Source organism: Vreelandella olivaria (assembly GCF_023507745.1).
GTDB classification, from domain to species: domain Bacteria; phylum Pseudomonadota; class Gammaproteobacteria; order Pseudomonadales; family Halomonadaceae; genus Vreelandella; species Vreelandella olivaria_A.
Genome location: NZ_JALPZO010000028.1, coordinates 54,821 through 79,172, shown reverse-complemented (window position 1 = coordinate 79,172; position 24,352 = coordinate 54,821). Strand labels below are relative to the sequence as shown.

Sequence of the window (24,352 nt, the reverse complement as noted above, 5' to 3'; positions counted from 1 at the left end):
GATTGTGTCGACGGGCAGTTTTGCTTACCATAGCAACAAATGACATGTGATGTGGCAACGCCACTACCACGAGAGGAAGACACCCCTCATGACCACGACTATCGAAGCTCCCGGTATTGATATTACCGATAGCGCACAGGACTACCTTGCGGAATTGTTGGAAAAACAAAACGTTGAGGGAATTGCTGTGCGTATCTTCATTACCCAGCCTGGCACTCCCTATGCAGAAACCTGCCTAGCGTACTGCCGGCCTGGCGAAGAAGAACCTACCGACGTAAAGCTTGAGCTAGAGAAGATTAACGTTTTTCTCGATAAAAACAGCCTGGCATTTCTGGAAGAAGCCGTCGTCGATTTCAATGCTGACCGCATGGGCGGGCAATTGACGATTAAAGCCCCTAACGCAAAAATGCCTAAAGTTAATGCGGACAGCCCTCTGGAAGACCGCATCAATTATATTTTATACAGCGAGATTAACCCAGGGCTGGCGGCCCATGGTGGTGAGATCAAGCTGGTGGAGCTTACCGAACAGAAGGTTGCCATTCTGGCGTTCGGTGGTGGCTGCCAGGGCTGCGCGGCGGTCGATTTAACCCTTAAGGATGGCGTTGAAAAGACCCTGATGGAGCGTATTCCTGAATTGGCGGGTATTCGTGATGTCACTGATCACACCGATAATACCAACGCTTATTACCGCTAAATTACTTATCGCCATACTTGCAGAGAAACCAGCCATTGCGGCTGGTTTCAGTCGGCTCCCCCCTTACTGAGGTGGCTTTTCAGCCTCCTTTTTCCGTTTATCATTTGCGCTCAGTGTATCAGGCAAGGCGGTTAGCTGCACCTGCAGTGCCTCCATATGCTGCCACAGCTGTTGCTGCCATTGGGCATCCTGCTCGGCGCGCTTTTGCTGTTGTTCCAGTGAGCGATAAGCTTCGTCCAACTGGCTCTGAAGCTGTGACTGCTGTTCATTCAGTTCCTCGTTCTGGCGCTCAAGTGCCTCAATACACTGCTGCTGGGCACTATTATCCATTTGATATTGATGCAGTGTCTCTTTTTTACGTTGCAGCTCTTTGTCCAATGCATCTGCCCGCAGCTCCCACTGCCGTAAACGCTTTTGCAAGGCTTTTTCTTCTTGAGTCCGCTCCTGCCTCAAGGTGTCCAGTAGCGCCATCAGCTTTCCTTCAGCTGCCTCGTTGCGTTTTTCTTCCTGGGCCAAGCGCTCTTCCCATCGCTTTATTTGCTGCTTTTGCTCTGTGGCGTACTGCGTTTGCAGTGCTTCCACTCGTTGCTCAGCCTGGGTGTGTTTTTGCTGGTACTCCTGTGCCGTCTGAATAGCTTTCTCTGCCTGCTGCTGCCATTGGCGCTCTTGGCTTTGGTTGGCTGCCAATTCACGGTTTAGTGTTTCCAGCCGTTGTTCGGTATGGCGAAGGTGCTCTGCCAGGGCACTTTCGCGCTGCTCTGCATTGGCCGCCTGTTGGGCTGCATCGGCCGCTGTTTGCAGAGCAGTTTCCACCTGACGATTGGCATCCTCCCGATAGTGGGCCAGGGCGTGATTGGCAACCTCTTGCGCCTCGCGCCAAAGCTCCCCCGCCACATTGACGATGACTTCTGGAACACCTTTTGGGGGTGGAACGTCACGATTCTGCTCTCGCTCAGTGCGCCAGATACGAAAATGCTCACTTATGGTCGTGAAGCTACCGGTACCCAACACTTCACGTATGCGCTGAACGCTAGGCGTATCGCCACGGGCGAGTAGCTTATCAATCGCCTGCTGAACATCGCTGTATTGAATCCCGCTGCGCGCCATATGCTTTCCCCTGGTGAATCTAAAACGCCATTCTCGCCACTATGGGGTCAAAACTCAATAATTACGTAATACATAAATCGTAATAATATTTATCTTTATATGAATAAATTCAAGATTACCCTTATTATCTTGAATTTATACGCTTATAGCATCAGACTTACCCCATTGAAAAACCGTATAAGTTAATGGAAACAAAAGGGTGTCGCAGTGGATGATGACAAAAAGGGCGGCTCATCGGTAAATATTAGGCAGTGCAGCACCCTTGGCACGGCATTAACGTGGCCGCTCCTGCCGGTGGAACAACACAACCTGGTTAATACTGATCTGCATATCGCTGCCCAAAATGATATTCAGGCGGTTGCTGCATGGCTTGCAGAGTATCAAGACAGCCCCCAAACCTTGAAAAGCTACCGCCGGGAAGCAGAGCGACTGTTACTTTGGCTGAGTAGAGAAAATAAGCAGCTAAACCACGTAGACCGGGAGATACTGCGTCAATTTGAAAATTTCCTGATGGACCCACAGCCGTCTGAATATTGGGTTGGGCCAACCAAACCGCGCCATCACCCAAATTGGCGACCTTTCCGGGGAGGGCTTTCTCCTGCCAGCCGCCGCCAAAGTCTCGTTATCCTGCAAGGCCTGTTTGATTGGCTGGTAGAGGCGGGATGGGTCAGCCGTAATCCGTTTAAGCTAATGCGTGATAAGTCCCGTCGGCTCAATAACCAAATCCAACGCATCGAGCGTTATTTCGAACGTGAGCTATGGGAGTGGCTTTGGCAATGGATCAACCAACCGCCACATGAGCAGAGTAGCCGAGCGCTTTACGAGCATGCCCGGCGCCGGTTTATTTTTGCTTTCGCTTACCTGCTGGCCCCTCGTATCAGCGAAATGGCGAATACACAAATGCTAGACTTCCAGCAAAGTGAGGGGCGTTGGTGGTGGGTGGTGGTTGGAAAGGGCAGCAAGCTGGCCCGAATCCCTGTGCCCGACGATATGCTGACTTGCCTGAGACAGTGGCGGGGGGCACTAGGATTACCCGGCCTGCCCGAACACCAGGAGCAGTCACCGGTTATTCGCGCACTGGACAAACAACGCAGGATTAGTGACAACCAGCTGTATCGACTGATTAAAGGTGCGTTTACCGATGCCGCAGAAGCACTGGAAGCTCAAAACGGAAAACCTGCGTATATCAGCGCGTTGCGGCAAGCTACTCCCCATTGGCTTCGCCATACATCGATTACCCACCAAGCGCAATCAGGCGTAAGTCTGCGCTATCTGGCAGAGAGCGCACGCCACGCCAGGCTGGATACCACAACGCGTTATTTACATAGCGAAGAGGCCGAGTGGCATCGCGAACAGCAACGACATCGATTAGGAGGAACAGCCCCAAAAGCGCGTATTGAGCCGTTATAATAAGTCACACTTTTTTAACCCTAAGGGAGTCGCCATGAGCATGTCGGGCGCAGAATTGGCTCAACAAGAGCTAGTTGAGGAATTTGAAATGTTCGATAATTGGATGGATCGATATCAATACATTATCGATATGGGCAAGCAACTGCCTGACTTCCCTGAAGCGTATAAAACGGAAGAGTTTAAGATTCAGGGATGTCAATCCAACGTATGGATGCGCCATGAAGAGCAGGGGGGGCAGCTTATTTTCAAAGCCACGTCCGATGCAGCGATTGTATCCGGTTTGATTGCGGTACTGCTCAGAATCTATAGCGAACGCACCGCAGAGGAAATTAGACGTACCGAGCCACATTTCCTACAGGATTTAGGCCTGGATAAACACCTGTCGCCAACAAGAAGTAATGGCCTGCACGCTATGTTGGAACGTATCTACCAGATTGCTCAGCAAGCGTAACTTTTTTCTTTTTAACGACAGGAGTGATGGCTGCGCTTCTCTGCTGGCACGTCACTGTCTGCGGCATCTTCTTTACACAATTGTTCGCTGCGCCCCCCCGGCACAGGGTCCATACCGCCGGGATGGCCAGGGTGGCACTTAATAATTCGCTTGGCAGCCATCCACCCACCTTTGATGGGACCATGCACCTGGATGGCCTCAATGGTGTAAGAGGAACAACTGGGCCAGAAGCGACAGCGCGGCCCTAAAAGCGGGCTGATGGTATATTGGTACACGCGCACGAAACACACCATCACACCCGCCAGCAAACGGGAAAGAAGCCGCTGCACTGCCTTTAACGCCCTGACCATTCACTTGTTACTGTAGAGGGTTGCAGGGTCTATCAGCGGCTCACTGTTAATAACTGACCCTTCTTGGCTCAATGTCAGGTAGAAGCAACTGCGGCGGCCAGTGTGGCAGGCTGGCCCGGTTTGATCCACCTGGAGCAGCAGGGTGTCACCATCGCAGTCCAGTGCTACAGAGATCAATTGCTGCTGCTGACCAGATGTTTCCCCCTTGCGCCACAGCTTTTTACGCGAGCGGGAGTAGTAGCAAACGCGGTGTGTAGAGAGGGTTTCTTCCAGTGCCTCGCGGTTCATCCATGCCATCATGAGCACTTCGCCCGTATCGTGTTGTTGGGCAATGGCAGGTAGCAGGCCAGTTTCGTTAAAACGCACCGCATCCAAGAGAGTGGCTAGATGGGGCAACGTATCGGAAGGGCTGGCAGACTCCAGTGCTTTGAAAAGCTTGGTTGGTTCCAACTGCTCATAACAAGGCATGGCTATGCTCCCGATTCCCGACAATTTTGGCAGAGCCCCTGGAGCTCAATCGTTTGACGTTCGACATTAAACCCTTGCTGTTTGGCCAACTGGGCCAGTTTGTCACTTATCGCATCTAAATGCAGCTCTTCGACGTATCCGCACTGCCGACAAATCAGCAGCTGGAATCCGTGGGTATGTTCCGGGCATGCGCAGGCAACGTAGGCATTTTGAGACTCAATGCGGTGTACAAGCCCCTGATCGATTAAGAACTCAAGAGCACGGTATACCGTAGGTGGCCGCGCAGCGGCATGTTCAGTGGAGAGTTGATCCAACAGATCATAGGCTTTTAAGCCCCCACCATTTTCTGCAATCAGCTCAAGTACACGGCGTCGTATAGGCGTAAATCGGACGCCTTTGGTATAACACTGAGACTCCGCTTGTTGCAGTAGCGTATTGGCTTCAGTCATAAAGCAACTCATTGCACGTCGTCAGCGTAGTCTACGCGCTTGCAGAGGCAGTGTCAGGCGTTTCTACCAGCTCGCTCTGCCGGGCAAAGTGATGCTGGGCAAATGCCACCCGATCTGCAACAGAGACGCCGTTAGGTTGACGTTCGATTAGATCGAGGCGTCGGCGTAACCCTTCACCATTGGTCATCTGTATCGCCAAGCCAGGGCGGGCATTCAGCTCCAGCAACATCGGCCCATGCTTGCGATCCAGCACCATATCGGTACCCAGATAGCCAAGCCCAGTCATTTCATAACAGCCTGCAGCCAAATGAAGCAGTGTATTCCACTGTGGCACAACCAGACTTGCCAGATCATGCCCGGTATCGGGGTGGATAAAACAGGGCCGGTCAAACTGAACCCCGCGCAGGGCGGCACCTGTTGCAATATTCAAACCTACTCCTACAGCGCCCTGGTGAAGGTTCGCTTTACCATCAGACGCGGCGGTGGAAAGCCGCATCATGGCCATCACCGGATAGCCTTTAAAGACGATGACCCGGATATCAGGCACACCCTCATAGGTATAAGCCAACAGGCTGTCATCAAAATTGATCAGTGTTTCAATGACAGCAACGTCTGGCGAGCCACCTAGAGAGTAGAGCCCGGACAATATGTTGGAGACGTGGCGCTCGACATCCTCAATCGAAAGGTGGGCACCACTCGGCTTGACAAAGGCATCGTCTTCCACTTTCTCAATCACTAGGATGCCTTTACCGCCGCTGCCTTTGGCCGGCTTGATCACGAAGCCGTTATGGCCCACCAACATCTCACTAATATGCTTGACACCAAACTGCGTAGTGACGGTGCCAATCAGCTCTGGGGTAGTAATGCCGTAGCGCTGGGCCAGTAACTTGGTCTTCAACTTGTCGTCAACAAGAGGGTATAGGTGGCGGGAGTTATAACGACCGATGTAGCGGATGTTACGCCGGTTCATGCCGATAATTCCCTTGTCGCGCAAACGCGTGGGCCATGTCCAGTTTTTCCACCAGCTCATGACGGCTTCTCGTCATCAGTAATGGGTTTAAAGCGACGTAGCTCCAGCAGACGGTAGCCAGTGTAATTACCCAACAACAGAATCAGCGCCATCAGGATGAGCTGCACCCCCAGGAAGTTAAAGGTGATATGGCGCACCCATGGGTTATTCATGGCCAGATAAGCCAGCACCGCAGTCAGCAGACTTCCTCCGCCCTGGATCAATACTTCTTTAGGGCCTTCCTCCTCCCATAGAATGGACATCCGCTCAATGGTCCAGGCAAGAATGATCATGGGGAAGAAGGTCACGGTAAGGCCGGCACTCAGGCCCATACGGTAAGCCAACACGGTAAAGATGGAGATAATGGCGATAACCGTTATGATGACCGCCGACACCCTTGCCACAAGAAGCAGGTTAAGATAAGACAAATAGTTACGGATAATCAGGCCTACCGCTACAATTAACAGGAAGCCGATCAGGCCTGTCAGTAGCGTGGTTTGAATAAACGCCAGCGCAATTAAGACGGGCATAAACGTACCGGACGTTTTAATCCCTACCAGCACACGCAGGAACACCACCACCAGGGCGCCAATCGGTATTAGCAGAATAGTCTGGAATAGCGCTTGCTCTTCCAGTGGCAGGCTATGAATAGAGAAGTTTAGCAGGGTATCTTCTGAATAGTGGTTACGAACCGCCGCAGAGGCTGGCTGGTGATGGGTCAGCATAGAGAAGCTGACACGGGAATTCGTTCCCCCCTGGACTTCCAATACGGCGCGTCCACCTGTTTCCCAAAGCAGTAAGTTTTCCGGCTTGCCTTGTTCACCCGTTAGCGGATTAAAGATAGCCCAACGCTCGCCTTGCTCGTCAAAAACCTGAATCCAGCTACTTAATGACTGACGCCGACGTCCATCTTCCAGCAGCAAGCCACTCACTTCTCTGGCCTGCACGCCCGCCTGATTAAGTAGCCGCACAATCAGTGCTGAGGGCTGCTCTTGGGTAAGCAGCAAACGTGCATTTTCGCCTTGCCGTTCACCGTTGATATCCAGAATCAACTCTCTTGCAAACGTGGCATTGGTAGCACTTCGCGCCCAGGCGCGATCAATCAGTTGGCTGGCAGCAGTGTCATACGGGCTCTCCCAAGGTGGTGGGGAGGAGAGCCCAGGCGGCGTTTGTGCTGGAGCGCGGGCATCCGGAGAGACCAGCATCTGAACAGAATAGTAAAGCTGCTGGCTACCGGCGGCCTCGCGTATTGTCCATTGCGCCTGGCGTCCCAGTTCATCCGCCTGATAGGCCAGCCCATACCCGGATGAGGCCGTGTTTTCCGTGAGCACACGATAGCCAGCCTGGTGCGATGGCAGCGCCAGATCAACCTGAACAGGCCCATTCTGGGCATTAAAGTTAATGACGGCTTCGATTTCCCAAACTTGCCGCTGCTCACCTGGCACCCAGGGGATTTCAAACTGCATATGTCTGTGGACACTGGTCGCAATTCCTGCCACCAGTAAAAAACCAACGATTAAATAAAAGGGTAGCCGTGACATGAAGATTCCTTTCAGCGAAAAGCGGCAGGGGAGTGCAGTTACTCTTCTGTATCATCTTGATCAGCTGCTTCATCATCTGCAGCTTGTTCGGCTGGTTCACCGCCAGGAAATTCAGGTCGCTTGTGAATGTAGGTTTGGGATACGTCAATCGTGGCAATATCCATCATAAACCGGCGCCCCAATAAAACAGGATAATCCAGATGGGTTCGATCATTCAGGGTAAATTCGACATTCTCACGGATGGGTCCCAGCGTCATCAGTAACGAGATCACCGGGCGTGATTCTTCGCCTGATGCCTGAACAATGCGCACCCTGCGCTGAATAGGTGCCTCTATCCATTCATCACGTGTCTGCTCAACAACGACATCATCATCATTGAGTGCAAGCTTAAAGCGTACCCAGTTTTCACCATCTCGCTCAAAACGTGTGATATCCGAGGCTGATAGTGATGAGGTGTTGGCTCCCGAGTCCACTCGTGCCTTGAGATAGGTACCAATACTGGGCAAGCCCACCCATTCACTTCGCCCAAGCAGTGTTTTGCTGTCTTCAGCGCTTTCCACTGCACACTCTTCACGAATAATAACAGGCTCCTCGCCACGCGCTTCCAGGCTGGCGACGTCTTTACGCAAATAACGTAACAAGCTGCCAACCTCACGCATGTCAGCAGTAAGTACCTGCTGCTGATTAAGCTGACGCTCCTGCAGTGATCTGGCTGTGCTGCATTGGAGTGTTAATGCGTTTTCAAGTTCAAGGATGCGGGCATTGAATGACGCTTCGCTCAACGGCGGGGGTTCATTAGATTCTGGCTGGGTAACGGCACAGCCTGCGAACGAGAGCGACAAACCAGCCATTAGCCACAAAACACCTGGGCGCATAACGAGTGATATCCTTGGACAATATGAGCACGAATGATAAGGAGAAGGGAGACCAATTGTCCAACTTAGCAGTGTGTTTTCATCATCGGTTTTCATTGTATTTAACATAATATATATTATGCGAACCAAAGCATAACATCAAATGCAACGATAACGCCCTAACAGCTTGCAGTGAAAGTACGTCCGTTTCAAAAAAGCCAGATAATTCTCCTGCATATCCAACGGCAAAAAGCAGCCTGCAAATGTGCATGGCTGCCTTTCATCACGCCAGAATCTCTAGCGAACTTCTGGGGATCAATCTTCAGCAGGCGCGTAAGAACCATCTTCGCGGTGCACTTCATTACCGGTGATGGGTGGCGTGAAGACACAGGCCACCGTCATGCCCTTCTCCTTACCACGCAGCAAATGCTCATCATGCTGGTCAAGCAGGTAAATATCCCCGGCTTTGATAGGCCAGATTTTACCATCGGCAAGCGTTTCCACTTCGCCTTCGCCTTCATAGCAAAAAACGGCTTCATAGTGGTGCTTGTAATGTATATGTGTTTCAGTACCAGGGAAAATACGGGTAATGTGGAATGAGAAACCCGCGTTATCTTCTGCCAGGACAAGACGCGTGCTATCCCAGTTGCCATTCTCAGCTGTTACCAAGCGATCCGTTTTACGTGCTTCTTCAAGATTGCGAACGATCATACTTAAGCTCCATTTAAAGGCGGCCCGCTATGGAGCCGCATATTTATTAAACGTGGTAACCACAGCGTTATTACTCGCTGGCAACAGCTTTAACACAGGTTTCAAGTATATCCAGCGCTTCCAGTAGATCTTCATCGCTAATGGTTAGCGGGCACAGGCATTTAACCACTTCGCCATCCTGGCCACTGGTTTCGATAATCAGGCCGTGCTCAAAGGCTTTACTGGTAATTTTATCGGCGATTTCGCCTGAAACCACATCAATTCCACGCATCAGGCCGCGACCACGCTCAGTAGCGGGTTTACCATGTTCGGTCAGCAATGCAGCCAGTTGCTGGAAGCGTTCTTCAACAATGCGCCCTTTGCGCTGTACATCCCGCTCAAACGTATCGTTTGACCAATATTTTTTGAGCGCTGCGGTTGCCGTGACCATGGCCAGGTTAAACCCGCGGAAAGTACCGTTGTACTGCCCCGGCTTCCATTTATCCAGTTCCGGGCGCATGAGCACATGAGCAAACGGCAGGCCAAATCCAGACAGTGACTTTGAATTGGTAACGATATCCGGAGTAATGCCAGCGTGCTCGAAGCTAAAGAATTTACCTGTACGGCCACAGCCAGCCTGAATGTCATCAATAAGCAGTAGAATATCGTGAGCACGGCAGATACTTTCCAGGCGTTTCAGCCAGTCGAGCCCCGCAACGTTAATCCCTCCCTCGCCTTGCACGGTTTCAACAATAACGCCGGCAGGAATATCCAGCCCACCTGATTTGTCGTTGAGCAGCTTTTCAAAGTAATCAAGGGTATCCGCATGCTCCCCCATATAACCGTCATAAGGCAGGAAGCTGGCGCCCTGGGTAGGTATGCCGCCAGTCGCTTCGCGGAATTTACGGTTGCCGGTGGTCGCCAACGCCCCCATGGTGACACCATGGAAACCATTGGTGAACGTCACAATATTATGCCGCCCTTTGGCAACCCGAGCCAGACGGATGGCCGCTTCCACCGCGTTGGTGCCTGTCGGGCCAGGTAGATGTACTTTGTAGTCCAGGCCACGTGGCTTAAGGATCACTTCCTCAAGCGTTTCCAGGTAATCACGCTTTGCCACCGTCCACATATCAAGGCCATGCACTATGCCATCCGTAGACAGGTAGTCAATCATCGCTTGCTTTAAATGCGGGTTGTTATGGCCATAGTTAAGCGTTCCGGCACCGGCAAGAAAATCAATATATTCGCGCCCATTTTCGTCTGTTAGTCGCGCATTCTGTGCCTTGGTAAAGACCACAGGGAAGGAGCGCGAGTAAGTACGAACATTGGATTCCATGCGTTCAAGCGTCTGGGTCTGCATAGCGACCTCCTTTTTTTGATCGTTGAGCCGAGCAAGCGATTGGCAGGCTGAGGCAACACGAGCGGGAAAACGAAACGTTAGATAGCTCCGGTTTGAAACGGACCTATGCGAACCAGGTTTTCCGGATCGTGCTCTCCACCCAGCTGTTCAGTGGAAAAGTATTCACGACTGTTTAACGGCGCCTGCCAACTTGCAGCAAGTCGCCGGAACAAGCCCCAAGAGGCTTGGTTGTCAGGGGTAATGGTGGTTTCCAGGTGATGGACCTCCGCCAGTTCCGGCCGGGACATAATGGCCTCCACCAGGCGGCGGGCCAAACCGGTACCACGGGCTTTTTCGCCAACGGCAACCTGCCACAGGAAGTAGGTGTCCGGAGCGTTGTCTTTTACATAGCCAGAGACAAAGCCGACAATCTCACCTTCTTCATTCGTCGCGACCGCACAGGTGTCGCGAAACTGTGTCGCTAGCAGTAAGTAGGCATAGGCAGAATTCACATCCAGAGGTGGGCAAGCTTTGACAAGCTCATAAACACCCCAGCCATCATCCGCATTTGGTTTACGGATGAAAAGCGATGTTTCTGCATGACCAATCACAGCATCAGCAACGGTTGGCCGCGCAAGATCAGCAGAGGGTGTAAAAGGCTTTATTGGCGCACTCATGGTTATGCTTCGCTGTAGCGAATTTGGCGCTTATTATAACAGCGGATTATTAGCAATTCAAAAACCATATTATCCTCTGCTTTATTTTCCATAATTTTTCGTTATCAACTGGATTAAAAGCTTGTACCCAGAGGCTTTAGCTGGCGTGCCCACATAGCAGTTTAGATCAACCTTTTAATAGCGCGAGCTTAAAAAGGCGGGCAGGTGCCCGCCAAATGAAGAGTAAAAATCAGCTTAATAGCGTGAGAGGGTTCGCATCGTGACAAACTCCTCAGCTACTGTCGGGTGAATGCCTACCGTGCGATCAAAATCGTTCTTTGTGAGCCCCGCTCTTACCGCAATCGCAATGCCCTGAATCAGTTCGCCGGCCTCTTCACCCACCATATGTGCCCCCACCACCACGTCAGTTGCATCATCCACAATAAGCTTCATTAGCATGCGTTCTGTACTGCCTGAAAGCGTGTGCTTCATAGGCTTAAAGTCGGTGCGATAAATACGGATGCTGGCAAATTTCTCTCGCGCGGCTTCTTCAGAAAGGCCAACAGTTCCGATATTGGGGTGGCAAAACACCGCCGTTGGAATGGTCGTATAATCCAGCGGCATTGGTTCAGTATGATTGAAGTGATGGTCAACCAACTGCATGGCTTCGGCCAGAGCAACAGGTGTTAATTCAGGGCCGTCGGTTAAATCCCCCAGCGCCAAGATAGAAGGGACTCGCGTTTCATAGCGTTCATTAACGGGAATTTTACCGTTTTCATCCAGCTCGATACCTAATGTTTCAAGCCCCAGCCCCTGCGTGTTGGCCTTACGCCCAGTCGCTGCGAGCACTGCGTCCACTTCCAGCAACTCTCCCGTGGTGAGGTAGACGTTAAGTGCCGCACCATGAGGCTCTATACGCTTGATATTCGTACCAAAGTGAAGTTTGACTCCCTTTTTGGCCATCTCATCACGGGTAAATTCACGAACTTCCTGATCAAACGCCTTTAAAAATAATTCATTCCGATAGATTAAATGGGACTCACTACCTAACCCATTAAAAATACTGGCAAATTCAACAGCAATATAGCCCCCCCCTAGAACCAGAAAGCGCTCTGGGAACCTATCAAGGTCAAATATCTGGTTAGAATTCAGTGCATATTCGCTACCAGGAAAGTCAGGTGTCCAAGGCCATCCACCGGTCGCCAGGAGGATTTGTCTGGCGGACACCTGAGTGCTCCCCTCCTCTGTTGCCAAATCAACGCTATGCGGCCCACTCAGTTTAGCCCGGGCATTGAACAGGGTAACGCCAGCGCCTTCCAACAGGCGCTGGTAAATGCCATTCAGGCGTTTAATTTCGCTAGTTTTATTGTCACGCAGCGTTGCCCAGTCAAGCGAAGCAGGCCCTGGCAGTTGCCAGCCATAGCCTATCGCATCATCAAAACTGTCATGAAAGTGCGCCGCGTAAGAGTACAGTTTTTTAGGTACGCAACCAACATTGACACAGGTTCCTCCCAGGTAACGGTCTTCTGCCACCGCTACCCGGGCTCCTGCCGCTGCTGCCATCCGGGCTGCACGCACACCCCCCGACCCGGCACCAATCACAAATAAATCATATTCATACTCAGCATCAGCTGACATGGTTGACTCCTATCCACTGCCCATGAATACAGGCATTAAAGGTAAACCGACGATTGACCTTATATTCGGGGAAGGTTAAAACCTCCTACTCTAATCACGGTTACGCAGTTATTACGTTGCCAGCCCCTTTAACCTGATGACGTCATCCTACGGAGATTCAATGTCTGACCCTATTGCGACGCTCCTCGAAAACAATCGTGCCTGGGCTGAACGCATGTGTGAAGAGGACCCTGAGTATTTTAAGCGCCTCTCCAATCAGCAAAAACCCGACTATTTATGGATCGGTTGTTCCGATAGCCGCGTACCAGCTAACCAGATCATTTCACTCCCCCCCGGAGAAGTCTTCGTCCACCGCAATGTGGCCAATCTTCTTCACCATACAGATATGAACGCGCTTTCCGTGGTGCAGTACGCAGTTGATGTGCTGAAAGTAAGTCATATCATGATTGTGGGCCACTATGGTTGTGGTGGCATTAAGGCAGCCATAACCGGTGGCGAGTGTGGCGTGGTGGATTACTGGCTTCACTCGGTTCGGGAGCAGTACAACCGCCACCGTGACTCATTGGATCACCTGCCAATGGATGATCAGATCGACCGCATGTGCGAGCTAAACGTAAAGGCCCAGGTTAATAGTTTATGCCGTACCAAGATTCTTCAACGCGCCTGGCAACGTGGTCAACACATTTCAGTACACGGCTGGGTTTATGGTTTAAGCGATGGCCGGGTTAAAGACCTTAATTGCACCATCAGTGGCCTGGACCAGGTAGAAACGTTATACCGCATTGATCGTATTCAGTCAGACGACTGATAACTCCTGCCTGCCGATAGCTAGTCGTATCGGTAGGCGCGGTGGCAACTGCGGCAGCTCAGGCCGACATCAGAAAATGCCCGGGTTGCTGCGCGGTAATCTTCCTGCTCAGCAGCATCAACCAAGATCCCGACCTTGTCTTCCAAATCCTGGAACCCTGCCGCAAACTCATCCCACTCTTCCCAAATGTTTGGACGCGCATCTGAACCACGACCATGCGTTCCCTCAATAAACGCAGGCAGGAAATGGTCGGGGGTTGCGCGCGCTTGCAGCTCAGACAGCCGGGGTGCTGCACCACGAGCATCCTGGTTATTAACCAAGTCAAACCGTAGCTGACGCAATAAGCGCTCTAAATCCTTTAGCTCATCCCGCCGCCAGGTAACCGCTTCCCGTTCGCTGGAAAACGGCGTGTCATCAATGGAAAGAGGCATGGCCTGTGGTATGTTTGCATCTGCTGACAGAGCTGAGGCAGAACACATCACCAGGGTAGTCATCAAACCACTGGTGAGCATATAACGTTGAGCACTTCGCTTCATTTATTGTCCCTGTTTATCCAATGGGGCAAGTGACCCCCGTACCTTTTAAACCGCAGTAGCCATTGGGGTTTTTATCCAAATACTGCTGGTGATAGGCTTCGGCATAGTAAAAGGTATCCAGCGGTTTTATTTCCGTGGTAATCGCTCCCCTGCCGGCTTGATCAAGTGCCTGCTGATAAGCGGCAACGCTATGTTTCGCCACCATGAGCTGGGCATCGGTAGTGGTATAAATGGCCGAGCGGTATTGGCTGCCAATATCGTTACCCTGCCGGTTGCCCTGGGTTGGGTCGTGTTGTTCCCAGAAAATCTGTAACAAGCTGTCCAGTGCCACCTGGCTTGGGTTATAGATCACCCGTACAACCTCCGTATGGCCTGTGCGCCCGGTACAGGTTTCCTGGTAGGTGGGGTTAGGTGTACCACCACCGGCGTAGCCCGCTGCGGTTACATACACTCCAGGCTGCTGCCAAAACAGCCGCTCTACTCCCCAAAAGCATCCCATCCCCAACACTATTTCCTCATAACCATTGGGAAAAGGTGGATGCAGAGAGTGTCCACTGATCGTGTGAACCTGGCTGGTTTCAATAGGCGTTTCACGGCCAGGTAATGTGGATGTCGCGTTAGAAAATAGTGCCATGATGCCCTCTCACTGCGGCGGATAAATTGCTGGGTTGCCAGAGCGCGTAAAGGTGTAGATCAAGTCCACCGCCTGATTAGCTCCCGATACTGCCTGAACGTATAAATTACGCCAAAGCGTATAACGAAGTGTTAGTTCCGCGATTGGCGAGAAGATTCCCACACCATAGCTAATCCGGATATCATCTGTCAGTTGACCACTCAATGCCACCTGGCTTTCATCGCCCGCTCCCGTGGTATCCAGAGTCAGGTCATGAATACCAAACGCCTCTCCAATAGAACCAACAGCACCGCCTGTCTGGCCAAGCGACATTCCAATTAAGGCTGTGGTTAAAGCACTATCAATACCTCCACCTGACTCATCTGGTGCCCGGCCGCGCAACAGATAGGAAAGCGCACGTGTTTCGTCCATGGAAGGTTCTGAGAAAATCGAGATGTTAGGTTCTTCAGCATTACCGGTGACACGTAATCCGGCAATAACCTCATCTTCGGTAATCTCAGGATTACGGATAGCCTCAAAATCCAGCACAGGTAGCCCCGGAGGACCACTGAATAACAATTGACCACGGCGAATCAACAGGTCCTGGCCAAAGGCACGGAAGCGTCCATCCACCAGATTCACTTCACCAAATAGCTGGAGGGCGCCACTGTCCTGACGTATTTCCAGCGTACCCCCTAAACCTGACTCAAGCCCATAGGCAGAAAACAGCATGTCACTACCCAGCGTTAAGGTGATGAGGATATCCAACTCCATACCGGTTTGAGCCAGCTCATCAGCCGCACTTGGCTCTCCATTGGCAGCGCGCTGCTGGGCCAAACGTTCGGCCTCGCGATCCTCACGTTCAGTAATAATGATTTCATCAGAACTGGGACTGATCGCCGAAGCGGGCAGGTCACCGACCTCCAGACGCGCCCAGGGCAAGTCGACGTTACCCCTTATTTGCAAGCGCTCAGGTGTTATCCTGATACGGATATCAGGTGCAGCTTCCAGGCGGCCAAACTGTGGCAGCACCACTAATAGAGGCTCCTGGGTCGCATTGAGATCCACCCCAATACGCCAATCGTCACCGGAAGGCCAGAAAGCATCCCCGGTAATATTCAGGCGGCCACGCTCTGCAGCCAAAAACCCGTTGATATCCCCCTGCTCTCCATCAAACGCAACCACTAGTTCCCCACCTTGTACATCAACGGGAATATCTGGGCCATGGACACGAATACCGCGCAGTGCAAGCTCACCTTGTAAGTCGGGCTGGCTAGTGGTGCCTGTAATTTGTACACGACCATCCAAATCACCTTCCAAACGATCCATGCCTACCATCATCGGGCGGTACGGCTCCAGCGATACATTATTCGCGTGTAATTCTCCCTGCAGCGCTCCTCGTCCCAGCGGGTCATTAACCGACAGGTTGAGGGAAAACTCACCCGCTTCAGAGAGCGATAACGCAATATTGGCATCTGCCTGCGCCTGATTGGCGTCTAGTTGGGCATCAAGATTAATAACCGGTAGCTGCACGGGCTGACCGTAATCATTAACTGCGGTAATCGCCAGTTCGCTGAGCAGTTGTACATTGGCTTGCCATTGCGCACCACCCTGTCGCCATGCGACCACCATGTCTGCTGTGGTGTCACCTTCAAAGCTCCACTCTTCTGGAAGGAAGGGTTCAAGCATTTCCATGGGTACTTCGCGGACACTTAGAACTGCCTGGCCCTGGTCGGTCGATGCAGTTATCGGCTCATCGGAACACACCAGCCCTCCCTGCAAGCGCCGCAAGCAGAAAGATGTCAATCCAGCCTGTCCACTCTCCAGGTTGTAGCTCAAATCCAATGGCGCTTCGAGACGTATATCACCTGCTTCGGAGTCAATCTCAAGTGGAGTCAAGCGCCCCTGGTAGAGCTGGCGTTGCTGATCAAAGCGGCCATTCAAAGAGAGCAATGCACGACTTAACGGACTGTTGGGTTCACCTTCTGCCCGCACCGTTAAGTCATGTTGGGAGAGCTGACCATTTAGCTCTAGTGCCACACTGGAAAGCGACTGCCCACCTGCATTGACCTGCTGTAAGTCCAGGCCAATATCGAGACTTGGATCATCAATACCTTGCACGTTGGCATCGAGGGAAAGCTGCTCAACCCGGTTGTCAGCAAAACGCAGGCTACGGCCGGTAAGCTGGGCAATCAGCGTTGGCTGAGAGAAGCTGCCACGCGCCTGTACATTACCTGTCAGGGTGCCTGCCAAATCGGGATGCAGGGTTTGCAATTGGTGTAAGGCAATATCTGCATCCAGTGTCATGGCTTCCTGGCTTACCTGACCAGCTGCGGTTAAGCGGTTTTCCCCTTGGGTAAAGAGCAGTTGTTGGATATCGACTTCTAAATTACTGTTTGCCTCCAAGGCGGCTTCTAACGTAAGGGCGTACTCCTGCAATTCGCCATCAATGGCCAACTGCGGCAGGCTGACTTCCCAAACATCACCCAACTGACGGACGCTGACTGTAATATCGCCATTCAGATTGCCATCGAGTTGATCAACAAAATGCGCCGGATCAAACTGCTCCAGGTGAATCTGCGACTCTATCTGTAAGGGAGCAGCCCAATTAGTTTGCCCTTCACTGTGCAGTGAACTCTCATCAATGTGTAGCGTTAAGGGTGCCCAGCGAAACGAGGTCAGGTCGCCGTCACCGGTAAGATTGACCTGAGTCGAAGGCACTTGAGGGCCTTGTGCGGTTAAGGCAAGCGATGCATGGTAAGCCTCCAGGTCACCGGTAACTTGTGCGTCCAGGGCCTCAATGACATAGGGCTCTACGGTTTCATCGTCTGGCTCTGTTAACGGCCACTGGAGTCGTTCGCTTTGAAGATGCAGCTCAAACGGCAGGGTTGGTGACAAAGCGTCCACCTGACCGTTCAATGTGGCATTAACGACGCCAGACACTGAGAGATCTGCGTAGAGTTCATCCAGGGTGCCCGAAAGCTCAAGCACCACCTCCTCGCCACTCAATTCGGGGAACAGCTCAGGCAACCACAACACTGCTGTCAAACGCGCATTCAGTGGATAGCGGTCAGCCAGCGTAGCGTCGGCAGTCAGTGATGCATCGGCATCCGGCGTCACCACCTCCAATGTGGTTATCGCGATGTGATTACCTTGAGTTTCAAGCCCCAGCACCAAACGCTCAACGTGGTAGTCAAAGGCCCCTTCCAGATGGAAATCAGTGACCGTTAAAGCGTCGAGCTGCACATCAATAGGCAGCGTTATGTCAGGTAGTTCCAAGCGCTCCCTGGAAGCCAGATCCCCACTTAGCTGCTCATGGTGCGCTGTTTCATCCGCCGGAGGGTGCGCAACCAGAATAGCGGCGTCGATACTTTCCGCCATAAGGGGCGCTTGCAGATCCTGGGTTAACAGGACGCCGGGTGAAGGCGGTAAGTACACCGTAGGCTGAATAAGTGTCGTAGGCGCAATGCGAACCACACTTTGCTCGGCTACCGCAGAGGTTGTAAATGCCTCCCAGGTGATGCGAGTGCCATCCGCCAGCTGGACATTAACGTCATTAAGTGAAATGTCGCGCAGCTCGATAGGAAACGGCAGCCGGATCTCAGCCATGCCGTCACCATCATCAGGTGTCTCTTCAGCGGGCGCAGTGCCACTACCGAGACGAATATCTACCCCAGCTAAGCGTAATGTATCCAGGCACAGCCGTCCGGACAGCACACAGTCATCAGCCCAGGCAAGTTCAACGTCGTCAATGTGAATGCGGGTTTCACCTAACGCCAGATTAAAGCCCTGCAAGGTGAAACGATCCAGCAAGGCCCCCTCTTGATGCTCAAAGGTGAAATAGCCACGCTGTTCACCTTGTGTGAACAACAGACCTGTCCCCCAAGGCGACAATGCAATACCTAACACCAGGGCCACTAAACCAAATAGCCATAGTGGCGCAACGATCAGTAGGCGTATAAGGCTCCATACAGCCAGCCAAAGGCGACGTTTGGGCGAGAGCAACTGACGCTGTGCGGCCCCTGCTGATTCAACCTTAGCCAAAATGCTCTCCTAGAATTCCGGTCCAATGGAAAAGTGCAAACGCCAGTCGTCTTCGTGGTCGAAGGGATGAGCGACATCAAGACGAATGGGACCAACAGGAGATACCCAGCGCACACCAACCCCCGCACCGGTTTTAAGCTCCTCCGGCCCCCAATTGTCGAATGCATCACCACTGTCCACAAAGGCGGCCCCCCACCAGTCACCGGTTACCCGCCGCTGATATTCCAGTGTGGAGGTCAACATTTGCTGACCGCCACGCAGACGCCCTTCCTCGTTTCTGGGTGATAGACTTTCATAGGAGTAACCCCGAACGCTTCGGTCGCCGCCGGCAAAGAAGCGCAATGAAGGGGGCAACTTATCGAAGTCATCGGTCTCTATGGCCCCTACACTCAATCTGGCCAAAAACCGGTTATCGTCGCCGATAGTGCGTATCCACTCGGTATCCCCTGTTAACCGGGCAAACTGGGCATCAGACCCCCAGATGGTATCGGAGTATTCGATAGACAACTGCTGGCGATCCCCCCAGAGCGGGAAGCGCGGCGGGCGAGTACGTGTTCTTGACCACTGAATACCCGGATAAAACAGCCAGACCTGATCCGACATTCCCCCTTGGGTAAAGTCTTCATAGGTGGTCCGGAAATAAAGTGTCTGCACCCAGCGGTTCTCAAACTCCCACCGGCGGGCGACCTCAACCGTTCCTTCCATGGAGCGAGTATCCCCGTCATCACGGTTCCTCAGTCCGTACTGAAGGCGGTAGCTATCACGCAGAGGGTCTTCCAGCGGGATGTTATAAACCCCGGTAAAGCGCTGCTCAGGCGCAGAAATATAGAGGTCGTGATTAAGGCTGTGTCCGAACCGGTTAATCCATGGCTGCTTCCAGCCAAAGCGTAACCGAGGGCCTACATCGGTGGCATAACCAATACCCACTTCATATTGATGGCGGTTAGCAGGCTCAACGCTCACATCGATAGGAAGACGGGTATTGTTTTCCTCCCTCCGGCTCATACTTAATGCACTGGCAAGCGCGGCACTTGAAAGCCGTGGGCGCTCAGGTTGAGCAGAGGTGGCTTCATTCCACCACGGGTCTCCACCACTGGGCGGCGCAATAATTAGCTCTTGAGTTGTGGCTAGTCGTGGCCGAACGGTTACCGAGCTAAACCACTCCGTTTCACCCAGCCGTTGGTTGTAAAGCGCCAATGACTCAGCCAAATACGGGTCACCAGGCTCAAATGTCTGCATCTGACGAAGCCGCTCGGGGTCAATATGGCTCCCCCTGATGGAGGTATCACCAAACTGGTAACGCGGGCCGCTATTGAAATCCATATAAAGGCGCGCACTTTCCAGGTAAGGCCTGACTTCCATTCGGCGGTCCGTGAATCCCCAGTCGAAATAGCCACGCTCAATGGCCAGGCCCGAAAACTGGTTACGCAGCCGGTCCCATGGCGCATGGCGAAGCACATCACCTTCGCGCAGTGGAAAGTTATCGAGAGCTTCCTGAAACGGTGGATCGTCTTGTGCCTCACCCTCAACATTGATCGACAGCACCTCAATCTTCACTTGAGGTCCGGGTTCTATACGGACTGCAATAGGTGTCTGATCAAGTTCAACGGTAATATCCGGGGAATAGTAACCAAAAACTCTCATGGCCTCTTGAGTGCGCTGCCGAATCTCACCTTCCAGCCTTACGTCGGTGTACTGCTCTTCGTCAATATTTTGCAGATATGCATCAATATTGCGCTCCACTTGGCCACTAACACCGCTAATTGCAGCATTTAGCGCCCATGTGGAGGGGCTTAAAGTGAGCAAAGGCAGCACCATACAACAAGCCACCTTGTTGGCTAGAGGCCATTTCCGTTGTCTTCCCATACAGTCCATCCCTAACCAAACCATCACTCAGCGGCTTGAGTACAAAATATATTACCGAACATTACTTATCGGAGCATTTCCATCTGCGCGCTAAACGCTAACTGTGCCTGACGCACTTGGCGGATATCACTCTCTAGGGTATTCAAACGCTGGGCCCACTCCTGCTCCAGGGCATTAAAAGATTCTTCACTAACAAATGCATCCTCTGTAGATGATTCTTCTATGTTAGCGGTAATTTCAGTTAACCGCTGGTCTACCTCTTCACGCCAGGCCACAAACTGAGCTTCCAATTCACCACTTTCACTTTCCAACTGGCGTTCAAGTGCTGCCAAACGCTGTGATGTGCTCTGCTCAAGGTAAGATATTTCCTCAACCAAATTTTGCCTGCCTGAGGTTCCCGTCTGTTCCAGGGCATCCAGCGATGTTCGAATAGCCGCCAGCTGTCCGTCACGTAACGCCGCTTGCTCTTTAAGTTGCTCTAGCGTCTGTGAAAGTGAGCTTAAAGCGTCACTGGATACCAGGTCGTCATTGGCAGTTAAAAACCCATAAAGCTCTTCACGGGTATTGGTGACCGTCATCGCCAGTTGCTCTTGCTCCTGGAACAGTGTCGACATCTGCGCTTGTATTAAGGTTAACGTATCCTCAGTATCTGTGTCGCCAGAGTCGAGCCTGGCATGCAGGTTAGATGCCTCCCCACTCACACGATAAACCTCACCCAATAAACGCTCACGCTCATACCAGAGGCCTACCGCAGCAGCACCCAGCGCGATGATGATTAGAATGATCATCAGCCACAATGGCCACAGCCGCGGCCCCTTGCGGTGACGCAAGTGCTGCGCAGTCATGCTTTGACCCACATCGGGAACAATGCGCTGGGACGGAGAGCTATTGGGCATGGTTTTTCCTCACAGAGTCGTCGGATCCGCACGTCGGCCGATCCCTCTATAGCGTAAGCCACAGCTGGCCACAAAGGCCGGATCATAAATGTTACGTCCATCTAATACTAACTTAGCACTTAGCAGCGAGGCTAAACGATGCCAGTCAGGGTTCCAATAAGTTTTCCATTCTGTCACCAGCATTAGCGCATCGGCGCCCTCACAGGCCAGGTACGGGTCCTGCTCAAACGTTGTCAAATCGTTGCGCTGGCCGACCAGGGCACGTAACGCTGGTGTTGCCGCCGGGTCATGTAACTGAACATTAGCACCTTGAGCCCACAAGGCTTCAAGCAGCGTAAGAACGGGCGCATGATCAATTCGCGCTGTTCCCGGCTTGAAGGCAGCTCCCCAGATCGCAATGGTTTTACCTGCCAAATCCCCCTCAAAGAACGACCAGAGTTTTCTAAACAGTGTCTCTTTTTTCTGCTCGTTGATATCCATTACCTGCTCAAGCAGCGCAGAATATCGGCCACTTGCCGACTGCACATCTGCCAAACGCATTAAGTCACGTGAAAAATTGGGGCCACCGAAGCCACAGCCAGGATATAAATACTCAAACCCAATACGGGTATCAGCGCCCATACCCTGGCGCACATGCTCTACGTCCACCCCGAGCGTATCAGCCAGGCCCGCAATTTCATTCATATAGCTTATACGCGTTGCCAGCATGCCATTGATTGCGAGTTTGGTGAGTTCAGCTGCTCTGCACGGCATGCGCTGAAATACTTCGCTACGCCGATTGAAGGCACGTAGTAGTTCACGTGTGACTTGCTCGCCCGTGGCATCGTCACAGCCTAAAAGCCAGCGTAGGGGGCGTGTGAATGAAGCCCACGCTCGGCCCTCCTCCAGGGTATCAGGTAATGCAACACTGCTATGCTGGTCGCCCATTAGCACATGCAGCCGCTCTGTTTCGCCCACCGGAAACGTGGAGTTATTGATCAGTACCGCACCACTGTGGGTTTGGAACAGCGGGTGTTGAAGTAAATCATACCCGGACTGGCGCTGGTCGGGTGATAGTGCCAGCCAAACAACCTCCGGAGTGTCGGCCTGCTCCACCGCGTCAATGATACGCAGCGTACCACTTTCTAACGCCTGCTCTATATGCGTCATCAGCTCCGGTTCGCGCCGTAACCAGTCAACATTGGAGAGCACCGGCCATGGAGCCGACTCATGCAGCAGCCAGTCCACTTGATGCCCCACCCAGGCTAGCGCAGCAGAGGCGGTAGCAGCACTTAGTTCACTTCCATGGAGTAACACGCGCATCTATTAAGCCCCCCGGTAGGATAATAGTCGGGGAAATAGGGTGTTATGAATCATGCAGAGTTCCTTTTCATGCGTTCCGCGCCAGGAATGGTTAGAATGACATAATACTGAACGATGAGCTGGATGCCAGCTTGCTGCTTGATGTCATCAGTGGCAAGGCAACAGCACCCCGCCAACGCTCACAGATAACGGGAGTCAAAACATGCCAGCAACACCTCAGGATAGCACTGCTAATCGCTATCAAGGCAACGTCGATGCAGCGGAAGTTGCAAAGTTTGAGGCACTCGCCAGCCAATGGTGGGATTCACAAAGTGAATTTAAGCCGCTGCACGAAATCAACCCTCTACGGCTTGATTTTATTGATGCCCGCGCCGGCCTTGCTGGCAAGAGCGTTCTGGATGTTGGCTGTGGAGGCGGCATATTAAGTGAATCAATGGCCCACCGCGGTGCGAACGTAACCGGTATTGACCTGGGTGAAGCCCCACTGGGGGTGGCTCGCCTGCATGCCGAAGCAAGCGGTGTAGCGGTGGATTACCGGAATATCAGCGTTGAAGCGCTGGCTGCCGAGCAGCCAGGAAAGTACGACGTGGTTACCTGTATGGAAATGCTGGAACATGTACCTGATCCTGCATCGGTGATCCGCGCCTGCAGTGAGCTGGTACGCCCAGGAGGCTACGTGTTTTTCTCCACACTAAACCGCACGGCAAAATCCTATGCCTTCGCAATTATTGGCGCAGAATATGTACTAAAGTTATTGCCTCGTGGCACGCACGACTATGCGAAATTCATTCGCCCTTCTGAAATGGCCTCATGGTCGCGGTTATCAGGGCTGGAAATACGCGAACAAACAGGCCTAACCTACAACCCGTTGACCCGGCGCTATCGTTTGGTGGCTCACGATGTATCGGTCAACTATATGATGTATTGCCGCAAAGTGAGCCAGTAATGATAACACCTATGCCTGAAGCCATACTGTTTGACCTGGATGGCACGCTGGTGGATACCGCACCGGATTTAGCCCAAGCCACCAACGCACTAAGGCTTCATCATGGCCTGACACCACTGCCTTTTGAACAGATCCGCAGCCAGGTTTCAAATGGCGGCAGCGCACTTGTTATATTGGCAACAGGCCTGGAAAGCGGCACTGATGAGCATAATATTGCCAGGCAGTATCTGCTGGATGCCTATGAACAGGCTGTTGCGGTACATAGCCAGGTATTTAAACCTCTGGACCAATGGCTTATCCGCTGGCACTCCGAAGCGCGCCCATGGGGAATTGTTACCAATAAGCCACGGCGCTATACCCTGCCATTACTGGATGCATTAGCCCTCGAACCAGGTGCACTGCTGTGTGCTGATGACCTGAGCGTGAGAAAACCCGCTCCAGAACCGCTTTGGGAGGCGGCACGACGCCTTAATGTGGCGCCAGAAGCCTGCTGGTATGTCGGTGATCATGTTCGTGATATAGAAGCGGCAAAAGCCGCTGGCATGACCGCAGTAGCCGTTGGCTATGGCTATATTAGCGAAGAGGATGACTATCAGCAGTGGCCTGCCGACATATGGTTTGAGACATGTGACGCCCTGGTCGATGCCTTGAAGGGTTTTTACCACTCGCCTGGTGTTTGATGCTC

23 protein-coding genes are annotated in these 24,352 nt (G+C 52.5%); 6 read left to right on the top strand and 17 right to left on the bottom strand.

The window, feature by feature from the left end:
• The first annotated feature begins 88 nt into the window (after nt 1-88).
• Complete coding sequence (gene nfuA / locus HP566_RS02475) at nt 89-694, top strand: Fe-S biogenesis protein NfuA (protein ID WP_249975672.1); 606 nt, start codon at nt 89-91, stop codon at nt 692-694.
• A gap of 63 nt (nt 695-757) precedes the next feature.
• On the opposite strand, the gene HP566_RS02470 is transcribed toward nfuA, so the two are convergent.
• Entirely contained in the window at nt 758-1,801 is a 1,044-nt protein-coding gene (locus HP566_RS02470) for a DNA-binding protein (RefSeq protein ID WP_249975671.1), read from the bottom strand.
• A 288-nt stretch (nt 1,802-2,089) separates the two neighbouring features.
• On the opposite strand from HP566_RS02470, the gene HP566_RS02465 reads away from it, so the two are divergent.
• A complete protein-coding gene (locus tag HP566_RS02465) occupies nt 2,090-3,211 on the top strand; it encodes a tyrosine-type recombinase/integrase (RefSeq protein WP_249975722.1) in 1,122 nt (373 codons plus the stop codon).
• A 34-nt stretch (nt 3,212-3,245) separates the two neighbouring features.
• A complete protein-coding gene (locus HP566_RS02460; RefSeq protein ID WP_249975670.1) occupies nt 3,246-3,662 on the top strand; it encodes a SufE family protein in 417 nt (138 codons plus the stop codon).
• 11 nt (nt 3,663-3,673) lie between these two features.
• Here the strand turns inward: HP566_RS02460 and yidD are convergent, their stop codons facing one another.
• The 10 genes from yidD to gorA form a co-directional block, all read right to left on the bottom strand.
• Nucleotides 3,674-4,012, bottom strand: a complete 339-nt coding sequence (yidD, locus tag HP566_RS02455) for a membrane protein insertion efficiency factor YidD (RefSeq protein WP_249975669.1) — start codon at nt 4,010-4,012, stop codon at nt 3,674-3,676.
• Complete coding sequence (gene hisI, locus HP566_RS02450) at nt 4,013-4,480, bottom strand: phosphoribosyl-AMP cyclohydrolase (protein WP_249975668.1); 468 nt, start codon at nt 4,478-4,480, stop codon at nt 4,013-4,015. It abuts the gene before it with no gap.
• A gap of 2 nt (nt 4,481-4,482) precedes the next feature.
• A complete protein-coding gene (locus HP566_RS02445; protein ID WP_249975667.1) occupies nt 4,483-4,929 on the bottom strand; it encodes a transcriptional repressor in 447 nt (148 codons plus the stop codon).
• A gap of 31 nt (nt 4,930-4,960) precedes the next feature.
• On the bottom strand, nt 4,961-5,959 hold the full coding sequence (locus HP566_RS02440; protein WP_249975666.1) for an alpha-L-glutamate ligase-like protein: 999 nt from the start codon (nt 5,957-5,959) through the stop codon (nt 4,961-4,963).
• On the bottom strand, nt 5,956-7,479 hold the full coding sequence (locus HP566_RS02435) for an inactive transglutaminase family protein (RefSeq protein WP_249975665.1): 1,524 nt from the start codon (nt 7,477-7,479) through the stop codon (nt 5,956-5,958). The genes HP566_RS02440 and HP566_RS02435 overlap by 4 nt, the downstream gene beginning before the upstream one ends.
• 38 nt (nt 7,480-7,517) lie before the next feature.
• A complete protein-coding gene (locus HP566_RS02430) occupies nt 7,518-8,354 on the bottom strand; it encodes an ATP-dependent zinc protease family protein (protein WP_249975664.1) in 837 nt (278 codons plus the stop codon).
• A gap of 294 nt (nt 8,355-8,648) precedes the next feature.
• Nucleotides 8,649-9,044 carry an ectoine synthase gene (locus HP566_RS02425; protein ID WP_249975663.1) on the bottom strand — a complete coding sequence of 132 codons (396 nt, stop codon included), beginning with the start codon at nt 9,042-9,044 and terminating at the stop codon, nt 8,649-8,651.
• A 70-nt stretch (nt 9,045-9,114) separates the two neighbouring features.
• Complete coding sequence (gene ectB / locus HP566_RS02420) at nt 9,115-10,383, bottom strand: diaminobutyrate--2-oxoglutarate transaminase (protein WP_249975662.1); 1,269 nt, start codon at nt 10,381-10,383, stop codon at nt 9,115-9,117.
• A gap of 77 nt (nt 10,384-10,460) precedes the next feature.
• Entirely contained in the window at nt 10,461-11,039 is a 579-nt protein-coding gene (gene ectA, locus HP566_RS02415; protein WP_249975661.1) for a diaminobutyrate acetyltransferase, read from the bottom strand.
• A 234-nt stretch (nt 11,040-11,273) separates the two neighbouring features.
• Nucleotides 11,274-12,656 (bottom strand): glutathione-disulfide reductase, encoded by a 1,383-nt coding sequence (gene gorA, locus HP566_RS02410; protein ID WP_249975659.1) that lies wholly within the window; start codon nt 12,654-12,656, stop codon nt 11,274-11,276.
• 160 nt (nt 12,657-12,816) lie between these two features.
• On the opposite strand from gorA, the gene can reads away from it, so the two are divergent.
• Entirely contained in the window at nt 12,817-13,464 is a 648-nt protein-coding gene (can, locus tag HP566_RS02405) for a carbonate dehydratase (protein WP_249975657.1), read from the top strand.
• A gap of 20 nt (nt 13,465-13,484) precedes the next feature.
• Here can and HP566_RS02400 read toward each other — a convergent pair whose 3' ends face one another.
• The 6 genes from HP566_RS02400 to HP566_RS02375 form a co-directional block, all read right to left on the bottom strand.
• Nucleotides 13,485-14,000 (bottom strand): c-type cytochrome, encoded by a 516-nt coding sequence (locus HP566_RS02400; RefSeq protein WP_249975656.1) that lies wholly within the window; start codon nt 13,998-14,000, stop codon nt 13,485-13,487.
• Nucleotides 14,001-14,013: 13 nt separating this feature from the next.
• On the bottom strand, nt 14,014-14,634 hold the full coding sequence (msrA, locus tag HP566_RS02395; RefSeq protein ID WP_249975655.1) for a peptide-methionine (S)-S-oxide reductase MsrA: 621 nt from the start codon (nt 14,632-14,634) through the stop codon (nt 14,014-14,016).
• Nucleotides 14,635-14,643: 9 nt separating this feature from the next.
• Nucleotides 14,644-18,657, bottom strand: a complete 4,014-nt coding sequence (gene tamB / locus HP566_RS02390) for an autotransporter assembly complex protein TamB (RefSeq protein ID WP_249975653.1) — start codon at nt 18,655-18,657, stop codon at nt 14,644-14,646.
• Nucleotides 18,658-18,666: 9 nt separating this feature from the next.
• A complete protein-coding gene (tamA, locus tag HP566_RS02385; RefSeq protein ID WP_249975652.1) occupies nt 18,667-20,523 on the bottom strand; it encodes an autotransporter assembly complex protein TamA in 1,857 nt (618 codons plus the stop codon).
• A gap of 65 nt (nt 20,524-20,588) precedes the next feature.
• Nucleotides 20,589-21,419 carry a hypothetical protein gene (locus tag HP566_RS02380; RefSeq protein WP_249975651.1) on the bottom strand — a complete coding sequence of 277 codons (831 nt, stop codon included), beginning with the start codon at nt 21,417-21,419 and terminating at the stop codon, nt 20,589-20,591.
• Between the two features lie 9 nt (nt 21,420-21,428).
• The gene (locus HP566_RS02375; protein ID WP_249975650.1) at nt 21,429-22,721 is read right to left on the bottom strand and encodes a nucleotide sugar dehydrogenase; all 1,293 of its coding nucleotides are present in this window, start codon (nt 22,719-22,721) and stop codon (nt 21,429-21,431) included.
• A 202-nt stretch (nt 22,722-22,923) separates the two neighbouring features.
• On the opposite strand from HP566_RS02375, the gene ubiG reads away from it, so the two are divergent.
• Together ubiG and HP566_RS02365 are read left to right on the top strand one after the other, a co-directional pair.
• Nucleotides 22,924-23,667 (top strand): bifunctional 2-polyprenyl-6-hydroxyphenol methylase/3-demethylubiquinol 3-O-methyltransferase UbiG, encoded by a 744-nt coding sequence (ubiG, locus tag HP566_RS02370; RefSeq protein WP_249975649.1) that lies wholly within the window; start codon nt 22,924-22,926, stop codon nt 23,665-23,667.
• Nucleotides 23,667-24,347, top strand: a complete 681-nt coding sequence (locus tag HP566_RS02365; protein WP_249975648.1) for an HAD-IA family hydrolase — start codon at nt 23,667-23,669, stop codon at nt 24,345-24,347. Before ubiG ends, HP566_RS02365 begins: the two co-directional genes overlap by 1 nt.
• The last annotated feature ends 5 nt before the right edge of the window (nt 24,348-24,352 follow it).